Below are 12,148 nucleotides of genomic sequence, written 5' to 3'. Positions count from 1 at the left end.
GGGGTATCCGGATCGCTCCGGATACCCCCCTCTTCGCTCGCGCCGCCGGCCCGGCCCCGCGGTCAGCCGTCCGCGACGGTGATCGCCGTCAGCAGCAGTCCGCCGGTCGCGCTCCACTTGCCGTCCAGGCTGTCGTACCAGCGTCCGCCGACGACGAGACCGGGCACGAGCAGCCGGGCCCGGAAGGTCCCCTCGAACGGGTCGATGGTGATCGCCGCGTCGGAGAAGTCCAGCCGGACGCCGGTGGCCGGGAAGGTCGCCTTGTAGACCGACTCCTTGGCGCTGAACAGCAGCCGGTCCCAGGCCGTCTGGGGCCGGGCCCGCAGCAGCCTGCGGACGTGCGCCTGTTCGCCGGGCAGCGCGATCGTCTCCAGCAGCCCGTCCACGAGGGGCTCGGCAGGCTCCGCGTCGATCCCGATCGCGGTGACGTCCCGGTCCCGCGCGACCACGCTCGCCCGGTAGCCCACGCAGTGGGTCATGCTGCCGACGACCCCGGCGGGCCACTGCGGCGCGCCACGGGTCCCGGGCAGCAGCGGCACCGGTCCGAGGCCCAGGTCGGCGAGCGCGCGCCGGGCGCACACCCGTACGGTGGTGAACTCGCGCCGTCTGACGGGCACGGACCTGGCCACCAGCTCCGCTTCCTCGGCGAACAGGAACCCGCCCGGCGGGTCCCCGAACTCCTCGGCGAAGGCGACGGCCGGGGGGAGCAGGGATGCGATCACGGGCCACCTGCCGTTTCCGGCAGGATCTGGACGGGCCAGGGGCGCGCGGATCCGTACATCTTTCGCTCTCTGGGATAGCCGAGCGAGACCTCCTCGAAGCGCACCCCGTCGTGCCAGGTGGTGCGCGGGATGTGCAGGTGCCCGTAGACCACCGCGCGCGCCCCGTACCGGACGTGCCAGTCGTCGGTCGCCTCGGTGCCGCACCACTGCGCGAACTCCGGGTGGCGCAGGATCGCGGTCTCGTGCCGCCGCAGCGGGAAGTGGTTGACCAGGACCACGGGCAGGCCGGTGCCCAGCGCGTCGAGCCGCTCCCGGGTCTGCGCCAGCCTGGCCCGGCACCACGCGTCCCGGGTGGGGTACGGGTCGGGGTGCAGCAGGTACTCGTCGCTGCACACCACGCCCGCCCGCTCGGCACGGGCCAGGGACTCCTCCTTGGTGGACGTGCCGGGGACGCGGAAGGTGTAGTCGTACAGCAGGAAGAGCGGGGCGATGACGGTGGGATCGCCCGTGCCCCGCCAGACCGCGTACGGGTCCTCGGGGGTCAGCACTCCGACGGATCGGCAGAACTCGACGAGGTGGCGGTAGCGTTCCACCCCCCGCAGCGGGTTCGGGTCCTTGGGGTGCGTCCACAGCTCGTGGTTGCCCGGGGCCCAGATGACCTGCGCGAAGCGGCCGGCGAGCAGAGCCAGCGCCGATTCCACCTCGGCGGCTATTTCTCCCACGTCGCCGGCGACGATCAGCCAGTCGGCATCGGACGTGGGCCGTACGTCCCCGAGCACCGACCGGTTCTCCCGGTACGCCACGTGCAGATCACTGACCGCCAGAAGGCGCCCACTCATTCGGCGAGGTACGAGAGGCGGCGCCAGGCCGGCACGGCGGAGCCCGCCGCGTCCGCCACGGCCAGCGCGGGAGGCGGACCGAAACGCGGTCGTATATTGCCCGTGAAAATGCCGATGACCGCGTCGAGCGCCGCGGAGAGGTCGCTTCCGGCCTCGGACGCCGCATCCTCCGACGGAATGCCACGGTCCCATACGGCAATGGAGTCGGATGGTCGAGCGGGCATTATTACCCCTCCTGGCAGGCCGCGGACTTACAACTACCGAAAATGTAGGAGTTTCGTCCGGGCCGGGGATCCCCTAATTCACCCCTCACTTCGGGGGTCGGGGCCGAGGCGGTGCTCGACCCCGCGCCGCTACTTCGGGTCGCCGTTGAACTTGGCGGCCGACCAGAAGTACCCGAGGACCGCGAGGCCCAGGCACCAGGCGACCGCGATCCACCCGTTGTTGCCGATCTCGCTGCCGAGCAGCAGCCCGCGCAGGGTCTCGATGGCCGGGGTGAACGGCTGGTACTCGGCGATCGGCTGGAACCAGCCCGGCATCCCCTCGACCGGGACGAAAGCGCTGGACAGCAGCGACAGCAGGATCATCGGCAGTGCGTTGTTGCTGGCGGCCTCGGCGTTCGGGCTGATCAGCCCCATGCCGACGGCGATCCAGGTGAGCGCCAGGGCGAACAGTACGAGCAGGCCGAACGCCGCCAGCCACTCCAGGGCCGTCGCGTCCGTGGAGCGGAACCCGATGGCGACGGCGACGGCGCCCACGAGGACCACGCTCGCGATCGACTGCAGCACGCTGCTGATGACGTGCCCGATGAGCACCGCGCCGCGGTGGATCGCCATCGTGCGGAAGCGGGCGATGATCCCCTCGGTCATGTCGTTGGAGACGGACACCGCGGTACCGATCGTGGTGCTGCCGATGGTCATCAGCAGCAGGCCCGGCACGAGGTAGGCGATGTAGTCGGAGCGGCTGCCGCCGCCGATGCCCGCGCTCATCACGTCGCCGAAGATGTAGACGAAGAGCAGCAGCAGCATGATCGGCGTGAGCAGCAGGTTCAGGGTGAGGGACGGGTAGCGCCGCGCGTGCAGGAGGTTGCGGCGCAGCATCGTGGACGAGTCGCGGACGGCGAGGGCGAGGGAGCTCATCGGACGTTCTCCTTGGACTGGTTGGGCAGGGTGGACTGGCCGGGGCGCGGGTCGGTGCCGGTCAGGGCGAAGAACACGTCGTCGAGGTCGGGCGTGTGCACGGTCAGCTCGTCCGCCTCGACGCCGGCCGAGTCCAGCCGGTCGAGCACGGAGCGCAGCGCGCGCTGGCTGCCGTCGCTGGGGATCTGCAGCGCCAGCGCCTCGTCGTCCCGGGTGACCTCGCCGAGCGCGGCGGTGGCGGACCGGTACGCGTCCGGGTCGGAGAACCGCAGTCGTACGTGTCCACCGGGGATCATCCGCTTCAGCTCCTCGGCGGTGCCCTCGGCCGCGATCCTGCCGTCGTTCAGCACCGCGATGCGGTCGGCGAGTTCGTCTGCCTCCTCCAGGTACTGGGTGGTGAGGAAGACCGTGACGCCGCCGGTGACGAGCTCGCGGATGATCTGCCACATGTTGTGCCGGGAGCGCGGGTCGAGGCCGGTGGTCGGCTCGTCGAGGAAGATGATCCGCGGGTCGCCGACCAGGGTCATGGCGATGTCGAGGCGGCGCTTCATGCCGCCGGAGTAGGTGGAGGCGGGCTTCTTCGCAGCGTCGGTGAGGTCGAAGCGCTCCAGCAGTTCGGCGGTGACCCACCGGCCCTCCTGCTTGGACAGGTGGTGCAGGTCCGCCATGAGGAGCATGTTCTCCTCGCCGGTGATCAGACCGTCGACGGCGGAGAACTGTCCCGTGACCCCGATCGCCGCCCGCACCCCGTCGGCGGAGGCCGCGATGTCGTGGCCCGCGACCTGGGCCTGTCCGCCGTCGGCGGTGATGAGCGTGGACAGGATCTTCACGACGGTGGTCTTGCCGGCTCCGTTGGGACCGAGCAGCGCGAAGACGGAACCGGCCGGGATGCTCAGATCGATGCCGTCGAGGACGGTCTTGTCACCGTAGGACTTGCGCAGACCGACGCTGGAGACGGCGGCCGGAGACGGGTGACCGTCCGCTCGACGTGATGTGGGCATGACAGAAGAAGGCATGAGGCCCTCCATTCGAAGGCTGAAGTGACGGGGGGGAGAGCGAGTCGGGCGAGGAGGAGCGGGGCGGTCAGGCCGGGCGGTCAGGCCCCGGCGGCGACGGCGCGGCGGACGTCGATGTTGCCGTACTTCGTCCGGGCGCGGACCTTGACGGTGTCCGCGCTCCCCTCCGGGCTCCCGGACGCGGTGAGCGTGTTGCGCACCTGGCCGGAGCCCGAGCTGACGTCGAGCCAGGCGGCCGTGCCCTCGCGGACGCCGACCTCGATGGCCCCGTAGGAGGTCTCCAGCTCCACGGTGCCACGGGCGACTTCGCCCACCCGCAGGGTGCCGTGGGCGGTCTTGGCGGTGACCGAATCCTCGGCGCGCCGGATCTCGATGTCACCGTTGGCACCGCTCACCCGCAGCTCGCCGATGGCGGCGCCGACGGTCGTGGTGCCGTGCGAGTTCTTCAGGACGGCCGGCCCGTCGACGAAGCCGAGGCGCAGACTGCCGGAGCTGGTGGTGATCTCGGTCGCGCCCTCGGCCCGGTCCACGGTGATCGAGCCGTGCGACGCGGTCAGCTTGAGCGGCCCGGTCGTGTCGAGGCGGACGTCGCCGGACGAGGTCTTCACCCGGACCTCGCCGAGCCGGCCCTCGCCGAGCACCTGGGTCCAGGAGCCGGTCGTGTCGATGTTCGAGCCCGTGGGCAGTTCCACCGTCACGTCGACGATGCCGGGGCGGCCGAACGGATTGGACTTGGGCGTCCTGACGGTCAGCACACCGCTGCGGTACGCGACCTCGGTCTGCTCGGCCGCCCGTACGTCCTTGTCCCGCTTCGGGTCCCGGGGCTGCACCTCGACGACGGTGTCGAGGCGGTCGCCCGCGGTGAACTGGATGGAGCCGGCCTCCACGTGTGCGGTGACCGAGATCGCTTCGGAGGTGTCGAAAGAAGGCATGGCTGTCCCGTCCTCTTGAGTCTTCTGGGCGTCCCCGCTGGTGGGACGTGGTGTGGGAGAACTGATGCGGTGCGGTTGCGGTGCGGTGTGGCGAGGGCTAGCGCACCCAGCCCGTGAAGCTCTGCCCCACGCTCTGGGACTTCTCCGCCGTACGCGGCCTGGCACCCGGTTCGACCGCGGCCGACACGGCGCGCACCAGCCACGCGTTGACCGACAGGCCCTCACGGCTCGCGGCCTCCTCGGCGCGGGCCTTGAGGTGGGCCGGCAGCCGCAGGTTGACGCGGGCGGTGCCGCCCTCGTCGCCGTCGGCGGACGCGTGCGGCGCGAGCGGTTCGGCGAACGGAGCGGCGGCGGTGGCCGGCTCCACGGGGGCGTGGCTCTCGCCGGCCGGCACCGTCACCACGAACTCGGGGTCGAGCCCGCGCAGTCGTACGTCGACCGAGCCGGGGGCGAGTTCACGGGTGATCTCGTCCATCGCGGCGGAGAGCACATTGAGCAGGGTCAGCCGGGTCGCCGACTCCAGGGGAGCGGTGAGCCTCTCGGCCAGCTTGCGGGCTTCGTCGCCGCCGGCCTCGGCGGCGACGGCGAGCTCTTGGCGGAGGGTGGTGACGTAGGGCGTGAGGTCCATGTCCCACAGCATGGCACAGACATGGCGCCATGTCGAGCCAATGTGGCACCACTCCGCACCGTGTCGACATCACCACCCACAAACACGCTGGTCAAAGCGATGGCACCACCCCGCGCCACAGTGACACCATCCGACACCACCACGACGCGGGCAAGTCCCCCACCCACCCTTAGCCCGTTCCCCGGGGCTCCGCCCCGAACCCCGCTCCTCAAACGCCGGAGGGGCTGGATTCCCCAGCCCCTCCTGACGCCAGCCAAAATCCCACCCCTCCCGCCTCCACATGCGAGCCGACCCCGGCCAAGATCCAGCCCCTCCCGCCTCCACATGCGAGCCGACACCGGCCAAAATCCAGCCCCTCCGGCGTTTGAGGAGCGGGGGTCCGGGGGCTGGCCCCCGGCAACGGCGCCGTACTCGGCAACGGGTCCGGGCGGAGCCCGGGGAACGGTGGAAGGGCGGGTAGGGGACTCCGCGCCGCGCAGCGGCACACCCCGCAGCCGGGCCGGACCGGCCCGGACCGGCCCGGACCGAACCGGGGCACACGCAGCCCGCAGGGCAGCTGAGGAGCAGACGGCGCAGCCGTCAGGACACGGCCGCGGTCCGCCGCGCGTAGTGGCGGGCCGCCTTCGCCCGATTGCCGCAGCCCGTACTCGTGCACCACCGCCGAGTGCCATTGCGGCTGACATCGTGGAACCGCAGCCCACAGCTCGGGTTCGCACAACTGCGCACCCGATCCCCCGCAGTGCTGAGCAACCGGAGGTAGTCCGCCGCCGCGAGGTACCCCAGCAGGCGCCCCGAGTCGGGCGCCTCCAGCCGCTCCACGGGCCCGCCGGCCGTGAGCAGCCGCCGGATGCGGCCCGCGTCGAGCAGCCGGTTGAAGGCGTCGAGCGCCCCCGGCCCCGCGTCGGCGCGCCCGGCCACACCGGCCAGCGCGGAGCGGGCGGCCCGGGCGGCGGCCAGGGTGGCCCGGTCGGCACACAGCTCGCCGCCGGCGTACACGGCGGCCACCCGGGACCCGGCCAGCCAGCACGCGAGGCCGGCGGTGGAGTCCAGCAGGTCGTGGCGGCCGTACCGGTCGTGCCAGTGGGTGTTGAGGAGGTCCAGGCTGAGCGGCTCCCCGGTCAGCGGACGCGGATCGGGCACGGCCGCCCCCACACCCGCCCCCGTACCCGCACCGGCCCCCGCACGGTCCACGCTCATCCCCGCGGCCCGAGTCGCACGGGTTCGGGGGCGGCCACGAAGGCGCAGTACGGCGACGAGCCCTCGGCCCGGTACAGCTCCACGGCCTGCGGCGCCGCGAGCATCCCCGGCAGGATCAGCTGCCACAGCCGGGTCAGGTGTCCGCGCAGCGGCCCGCAGGAACGGCCCGGGCGGTGTTCTTCCCCGCGCAGGCACACGTCCATCCCGATCAGGGAGTACACGAGCTGCGCGGCCGTCCCCCAGGGGTCGGCGGCACCGGCCAGGGCGTCGGCCAGTTCCTCGCGGACGGCATCGGTCCAGGAGACGCTGCCGTCGGGGTAGTGCATGAACTCCCGGGTCAGCCGCGAGCCCGCCCGTACGACGGGGTCGTGCCCGAGCCGCCCGGCGACGGCGTGCGTCATGTCGACGGCGGCCTGCAAGGGCCGGATCCCGCGGTGCGGTACCGCGCCCAGCGCGCCGACGATCGCCTGCCGGGCTTCGGTGCGCACGGCCCTGACCAGGTCGTCCTTGGCCGGGAAGTGGTACATCAAGGCGCCCTTGGTCACTCCCGCGGTGGTGCAGATGACGGCGAGCGAGGCCCCTTCGTAGCCGTAGAGGTCGATGGCCTTGGCGGCGCCGTTGATCAGAGCCCGGCGCGTCCGCTCGGCTCGCTCCTGCTGCGCCATGGGCGCTCCTCGTGCGTAGGGGATGGAGCCGTACGGGTGGTGCGGTTCGGGCGGGCCCGCCCGAACCGCACCACCCGTACGGTCAGGCCGCGGAGCCGGCCGGGACGGAGGCCAGGCTGTCCTCGAAGCTCTTGCGGAGCTGGGCGCGGCGGAGCTTGCCGATGCCGGTCTTGGGGATCTCGGACCGGTCGACGGGCAGCAGGTGCGGTACGTCGACGCCGAGCCGCTCGCGGACCCGCTCGCGGATCCGCTCGCCCTGCTCCCCGGTGAGGGCGCCGGTGCGCGGGCTGAAGAAGACGGCGAGCTCCTCGGGGCCGCCGGGCTCGGCGGTGACGAGGGAGGCGACGGTGTACGAGGGCTCGATGAAGTCGAGTTCCTCGACGGCGGCCTCGATCTCGTGGCCGTGGTAGGCGATCTCCCCGAGCTGGATGACGTCGTCGGTGCGGCCGGTGACGGTGAGGATTCCGCTCTCCACGTACGCCAGGTCGCCGGTCTTGAACCAGCCGTCGTCCGTGAAGGACTGGCGGTTCTGCACGGGGTTGTCGTAGTACCCGGAGGTGATGGTCGAGCCGGTGACCTGGAGCCGGCCGGTGACGCCCCACGGCACGAGCGCGCCGTGCTCGTCGACGACCCGGATGCGGGTGCCGGGCTGCGGGCGGCCGACGGGCACGTAGCGGTCGTCGCCGGCTGCGGCTTCGGTGAACTGGCAGTCGGCCACGCCGGCCGTGGTCTCGGACATGCCCCAGCCCGGGAACATGGCGGTGGCGGGCAGCCCGTAGGGGGCCAGCAGGTCCAGGAAGCGGCGGACGACGCCGGAGCGGACGGCCTCGCCGCCGTTCATGATGTAGCGCAGCGGGCTGAGGTCCCAGCCGCGGCCCTCGAAGCGGTCGGCCTGGTCGTTGACGAGCACGAAGGCGAAGTTGGGCGCCCAGGTGGTGTCGGCCCGGTGGGCGGAGACGGCGTCGAGCCAGCGCAGCGGGTCCTCCAGGACCCACTGGATCTTGGCGTGGACCTGGGCGCAGCCGAGGAAGACGTCGCGCGCGTGGAACATGATCAGCCCGCCGATGTGGTCCAGCGGCATCCAGTTGAAGGTGCGGGTGTCCGCGTCGAGCTTGTTCACGCGGGAGGTGGCGGCGCTGCGCGTGAGGATGTTGCGGTGGGTGAGGGTGACGGCCTTGGGCACGCCGGTGCTGCCGGAGGTGAGCAGCAGGACGGCCGGGTCCACGGCGTCGGGCTCGTGCCAGGCGAGGTCCGGCTCGTGGGCGCTGCGCAGGCCCGCCACGTCGCCCAGGTGGGCGGCGCTCCAGCCGGCGTCGGCGGTGACGGCGGGCGCGAGCTCCTGGCCGGTGCCGGTCAGGACGCGGGGGCGGCCGTAGCCGGCCCAGACACGCTCCAGCAGGCCGGGGCCGTTGACCGCGTCGGCGCTGACGGGCAGCGGCAGGAAGCCGCCGAGGACGCAGCCCCAGAAGCCGGCGAGGAGGTCGGCGTCGTCGGCGGACTGGAGGATGATCTTCTCGCCGATGGCGGCGCCGGAGGCGCGCAGGCCGGCCAGGACGCGCGAGGCGTCGTCGAGCAGCTCGCAGTAGCTCTGGTGGACCTCGGTGCCGTCGGCGCGGATGTACGTCACCCCGCGGCCGTCGCTCTCGCCGACGGCGCGGACGAGGGCGGCGCCCAGGTGCGCGACGCCGGTTTCGGGGGCGGGCCCGCCGTCGAGCAGCGATATGCCGGTGCCGGTCATGCCTGGTTCTCCTCTTGCTGAACGGTGTCGGACGCGGTGTCGCCCGCGGTGGCGGCGGGGGTCGCGGTGGCCACGATGACGAGCGGGCCCCGGCCGTGGAAGGGCGCGGGCTCCTTGCGGAAGCCGCCGTACTCGGCCGTGATGGTCAGGCCCGCCGCGGCCAGCAGTTCGCGCACCTCGGGCCCGGTCAGGACGGCCTGGTCGAAGAAGTTGTCGTACATGGCGACCGTGCCGTCCGCGGTGCGGACCAGCAGGGTCTCCTCGTTGCGCCAGTTCGCGGCGTGCGCGTTGATGAACTGGCGGGCGAGGCGGGTGATGAGCACCCCGTCCCGGCGGTGGTGGCCGACGCTGTTGGGCTGGAAGGAGTCGACGAAGTTCAGCAGGTGGCCGAACTCCAGGACGACCTGCCCGCCGGGGTTCAGCAGCTCGCGCACGGAACGCAGGACCGCCGGGAGCTGAGCGCGCTCCAGGTAGTTGAGCGTCATGAAGAGGCTGTACACGAGGTCGTAGCGCTCGTCGGTGCGGTACTCCTCGGCGCGGGCCTCCACGTAGGAGATGTCCTCGCCGCCGGCGGCGAGGGCGTACTCCAGGAACGCGGCGCTCTGGTCGACGCCGGTGCCGCGGTGGCCGCGCTCGCTCAGGGCGCGCAGGTTGGAGCCGGTGCCGCAGCCCAGGTCGAGTACGGTGCCCGCGTCGGGGAGCAGGGACGCGAGGAACTCCGTCTCGGCGTCGAGGTTGCGGAAGTCCTTCCGCATGATCTCGTAGTACTCACCGGGGAATTCGAAGCTCGTGCCGGTCAAATCCGTCATCCTCCTCGGATGTCAGTGCGCGTCGGTCGTCGGTGCTCGGCGGTACTCGTCGGTCGCCGGTGCTCGGCAGCGCCCGGCGGCGCCCGGCGGCGCCCGGGCTGGTGGGCGCTGGCCTGAGCTGGTCGGCCTGGTGGACGCTGGTGGGCGCCCGTGGACGCCGGTGGGCGCCCGTCGGCGCCGGTCGGCCTGGTCGGCCTGGTACGGCGGCCCCTCCCCTAGGTGGGCACGGCCTCGCGCATGGTCCGGTAGCCGCGCGGGGTGAGGCCGTACCGGTCGCGGAAGAGCCGGCTGAAGTGCGAGGCCTGGTAGAGCCCGGACCGTTCGCCGATCACCCCGACGGGCAGGTGTTCGAGCCGCGGGTCGCGCAGCTCGGAGCGGCAGCGGGCGAGCCGCTCGTCCCGGATCCACCGGGCGGGGCTGGTCCCCTGCTCCTGGAACATCCGCTGGAGGTAGCGCAGCGAGACGTTGTGGTGCTCGGCGATCGCCTGCGGGGTGAGCTCGGGGTCGGAGAGCCGTGCCCGGATGTACGACTGGATGGCCAGCATGAGGTCGTGCCGGGCCACTTCGTCCTCGGCGGCGACATTGCGCAGCCGGTCGGCGAGGACGGCCGCGGTCAGGCCCGCCACGGTGGCGCCGACCCGGTCGACGGCGGAGTGGATCTCGGTGCCGTGGTCGTGGAGTCCGGCGAGCAGCTGGGAGAGCAGGGCGCCCGCGCCCATCCTTCCGCACCAGCCGGTGGCCGTGAGCTTCGCGGTGTCGCCGGCCGACATGCCGAGGTGGCGGTGCGGGAGCTGCACTTCGACCAGGTGGAACGGCCGGGGCAGCAGGAGGCGGTACGGGCGGCTGGTGTCGCAGCAGATGATCTGCGGGCCGCTCGCCTGGCCCCGGCGGCCGTCCTGGTGGACGTGGATCTCGCCGGCCAGCGCCCGGAACACCCGCAGGGACTCGGAGGGGTCGGGCCGGATGTAGCGGCCGGGGCGTATGGCCTCGTGGGCCTCCCCGGTGACGAGGGAAATGGTGACGTCGCCGTACTCGCGGCGGACGGTGGTCCCGTACACGGACTCGCCGTGTGTGCGGATGACCCGCGCCGTGCAGTTGGCGGGCACGGCGGGCGCGGCGAGCGCTGGACTGCGGTCCGGCACGAATGCGCTCGGCATGCGGAGGGGCAGCATGTCCATCGTTCTCCTCGCTCCGGGAAGCGTCGTGTCATGACAAGCGAGCCCATACAAACATACCTGCATGCAGGTACTCGCATGCCATCAGATGTTCCAATCAAAAGGGCCTCACCTCGACTTCTGTGCGCAAACAGGCCATGAACAGGCGCATTTACGCAAGCCAACCGACAGGTCGGCCGGTACAGTTGAGGACGAGGACTGGCCGGACAACGCGGCTTCACGTGCGGTCATGGATGTAGTTTCCGAACGAGGGGTATCACGTGACGATCAAGGTCGGCATCAACGGATTCGGCCGCATCGGCCGCAGCTTCTTCCGCGCCGCCCTTCAGCGGGGCACCGGCCTGGAGGTGGTCGCCGTCAACGACCTCACCGACGCCGCGACGCTGGCCCATCTGCTCAAGTACGACAGCACGCTCGGCAAGCTCGGCCACGACGTCCGCGCGGTCGAGGGCAACCTCGTCATCGACGGGCGCACCATACGCGTGACCGCCGAGCGCGACCCGGCCAAGCTGCCGTGGGGCGAGCTGGAGGTGGACGTGGTCATCGAGTCCACCGGTGTGTTCACCGACGCGCACAAGGCCCGGGCCCACCTGGAGGCCGGTGCCCGCAAGGTCATCATCAGCGCGCCCTCGAAGAACGAGGACCTGACGATCGCCTTCGGCATCAACGACGACCTCTACGACCCGGCCGTGCACGACATCGTCTCCAACGCCTCGTGCACGACCAACTGCCTGGCCCCGCTGGCCAAGGTCCTCGACGACGCGCTCGGCATCGAGCACGGCCTGATGACCACGGTGCACGCCTACACCTCGGACCAGAACCTCCAGGACGGTCCGCACACCGATCTGCGCCGCGCCCGCTCGGCGGCGACGAACACCGTGCCGACCACCACCGGCGCCGCCAAGGCCATCGGCCTGGTCCTGCCGCAGCTCAAGGGCAAGCTCGACGGGTACGCGCTGCGCGTGCCGATCCCGACGGGCTCGGCCACCGACCTCACCGTGCGCGTGGGCCGCGCGACGACGGTCGAGGAGGTCAACGAGATCTTCGCGAAGGCCGCCGAGGGCGCTCTGGCGGGCATCCTCACCTACACCGACGAGCCGATCGTCTCCAGCGACATCGTCACCGACCCCGCGTCGTGCATCTTCGACTCGGGTCTGACCAAGGTGATCGGCGACGGCCGCCAGGTCAAGATCGTCGGCTGGTACGACAACGAGTGGGGCTTCTCCAACCGTGTCGTGGACACCGCCCTGCTGATCGGCGCCCGCTGACCGGCGCCCCGTAGACGGGC

General features: G+C 72.0%; 13 protein-coding genes. 1 reads left to right on the top strand and 12 read right to left on the bottom strand.

Annotated features, from left to right (window positions below):
• Positions 1-62: 62 nt before the first annotated feature.
• The 12 genes from OG276_RS39140 to OG276_RS39085 all read right to left on the bottom strand — a co-directional run bounded on the left by OG276_RS39140 (position 63) and on the right by OG276_RS39085 (position 10,863).
• Positions 63-722 (bottom strand): 4'-phosphopantetheinyl transferase, encoded by a 660-nt coding sequence (locus tag OG276_RS39140; protein WP_266914323.1) that lies wholly within the window; start codon positions 720-722, stop codon positions 63-65.
• On the bottom strand, positions 719-1,561 hold the full coding sequence (locus OG276_RS39135; protein ID WP_266914321.1) for a metallophosphoesterase: 843 nt from the start codon (positions 1,559-1,561) through the stop codon (positions 719-721). The genes OG276_RS39140 and OG276_RS39135 overlap by 4 nt, the downstream gene beginning before the upstream one ends.
• On the bottom strand, positions 1,558-1,785 hold the full coding sequence (locus tag OG276_RS39130; RefSeq protein ID WP_266914319.1) for a hypothetical protein: 228 nt from the start codon (positions 1,783-1,785) through the stop codon (positions 1,558-1,560). Before OG276_RS39130 ends, OG276_RS39135 begins: the two co-directional genes overlap by 4 nt.
• A gap of 129 nt (positions 1,786-1,914) precedes the next feature.
• Positions 1,915-2,700, bottom strand: coding sequence for an ABC transporter permease (locus OG276_RS39125; protein WP_266914318.1), 786 nt, complete (start codon positions 2,698-2,700; stop codon positions 1,915-1,917).
• Entirely contained in the window at positions 2,697-3,716 is a 1,020-nt protein-coding gene (locus OG276_RS39120; protein WP_266914316.1) for an ATP-binding cassette domain-containing protein, read from the bottom strand. The genes OG276_RS39125 and OG276_RS39120 overlap by 4 nt, the downstream gene beginning before the upstream one ends.
• 80 nt (positions 3,717-3,796) lie before the next feature.
• Entirely contained in the window at positions 3,797-4,648 is an 852-nt protein-coding gene (locus OG276_RS39115; protein WP_266914314.1) for a DUF4097 family beta strand repeat-containing protein, read from the bottom strand.
• A gap of 97 nt (positions 4,649-4,745) precedes the next feature.
• Positions 4,746-5,276 (bottom strand): toxin-antitoxin system HicB family antitoxin, encoded by a 531-nt coding sequence (locus OG276_RS39110; protein WP_266914312.1) that lies wholly within the window; start codon positions 5,274-5,276, stop codon positions 4,746-4,748.
• Between the two features lie 579 nt (positions 5,277-5,855).
• Positions 5,856-6,416, bottom strand: coding sequence for a CGNR zinc finger domain-containing protein (locus tag OG276_RS39105; RefSeq protein WP_266914310.1), 561 nt, complete (start codon positions 6,414-6,416; stop codon positions 5,856-5,858).
• 53 nt (positions 6,417-6,469) lie between these two features.
• The gene (locus OG276_RS39100; protein ID WP_266914308.1) at positions 6,470-7,138 is read right to left on the bottom strand and encodes a TetR/AcrR family transcriptional regulator; all 669 of its coding nucleotides are present in this window, start codon (positions 7,136-7,138) and stop codon (positions 6,470-6,472) included.
• Positions 7,139-7,220: 82 nt separating this feature from the next.
• Positions 7,221-8,876: an AMP-binding protein gene (locus OG276_RS39095; RefSeq protein ID WP_266914306.1), complete on the bottom strand. Its 1,656-nt coding sequence runs from the start codon at positions 8,874-8,876 to the stop codon at positions 7,221-7,223.
• Entirely contained in the window at positions 8,873-9,685 is an 813-nt protein-coding gene (locus OG276_RS39090; RefSeq protein WP_266914304.1) for a bifunctional 2-polyprenyl-6-hydroxyphenol methylase/3-demethylubiquinol 3-O-methyltransferase UbiG, read from the bottom strand. The genes OG276_RS39095 and OG276_RS39090 overlap by 4 nt, the downstream gene beginning before the upstream one ends.
• 215 nt (positions 9,686-9,900) lie before the next feature.
• Positions 9,901-10,863: a helix-turn-helix domain-containing protein gene (locus OG276_RS39085; RefSeq protein WP_266914302.1), complete on the bottom strand. Its 963-nt coding sequence runs from the start codon at positions 10,861-10,863 to the stop codon at positions 9,901-9,903.
• Positions 10,864-11,120: 257 nt separating this feature from the next.
• Here OG276_RS39085 and gap point away from each other — a divergent pair, with 257 nt between their 5' ends.
• Positions 11,121-12,128 carry a type I glyceraldehyde-3-phosphate dehydrogenase gene (gene gap, locus OG276_RS39080; RefSeq protein ID WP_266914300.1) on the top strand — a complete coding sequence of 336 codons (1,008 nt, stop codon included), beginning with the start codon at positions 11,121-11,123 and terminating at the stop codon, positions 12,126-12,128.
• Positions 12,129-12,148 lie beyond the last annotated feature (20 nt).

Source organism: Streptomyces sp. NBC_00086 (assembly GCF_026343255.1).
GTDB lineage: Bacteria > Actinomycetota > Actinomycetes > Streptomycetales > Streptomycetaceae > Streptomyces.
This window is presented reverse-complemented; position numbering and strand designations above follow the sequence as displayed.

What these genes read in the sequence shown, in the direction of transcription:
- OG276_RS39130 (WP_266914319.1), bottom strand. Translation starts at nt 1,785, where the DNA reads ATGCCCGCTCGACCATCCGACTCCATTGCCGTATGGGACCGTGGCATT.
- OG276_RS39085 (WP_266914302.1), bottom strand. Translation starts at nt 10,863, where the DNA reads ATGGACATGCTGCCCCTCCGCATGCCGAGCGCATTCGTGCCGGACCGC.
- OG276_RS39090 (WP_266914304.1), bottom strand. Translation starts at nt 9,685, where the DNA reads ATGACGGATTTGACCGGCACGAGCTTCGAATTCCCCGGTGAGTACTAC.
- OG276_RS39135 (WP_266914321.1), bottom strand. Translation starts at nt 1,561, where the DNA reads ATGAGTGGGCGCCTTCTGGCGGTCAGTGATCTGCACGTGGCGTACCGG.
- OG276_RS39125 (WP_266914318.1), bottom strand. Translation starts at nt 2,700, where the DNA reads ATGAGCTCCCTCGCCCTCGCCGTCCGCGACTCGTCCACGATGCTGCGC.
- OG276_RS39100 (WP_266914308.1), bottom strand. Translation starts at nt 7,138, where the DNA reads ATGGCGCAGCAGGAGCGAGCCGAGCGGACGCGCCGGGCTCTGATCAAC.
- OG276_RS39110 (WP_266914312.1), bottom strand. Translation starts at nt 5,276, where the DNA reads ATGGACCTCACGCCCTACGTCACCACCCTCCGCCAAGAGCTCGCCGTC.
- OG276_RS39120 (WP_266914316.1), bottom strand. Translation starts at nt 3,716, where the DNA reads ATGCCTTCTTCTGTCATGCCCACATCACGTCGAGCGGACGGTCACCCG.
- OG276_RS39095 (WP_266914306.1), bottom strand. Translation starts at nt 8,876, where the DNA reads ATGACCGGCACCGGCATATCGCTGCTCGACGGCGGGCCCGCCCCCGAA.
- OG276_RS39115 (WP_266914314.1), bottom strand. Translation starts at nt 4,648, where the DNA reads ATGCCTTCTTTCGACACCTCCGAAGCGATCTCGGTCACCGCACACGTG.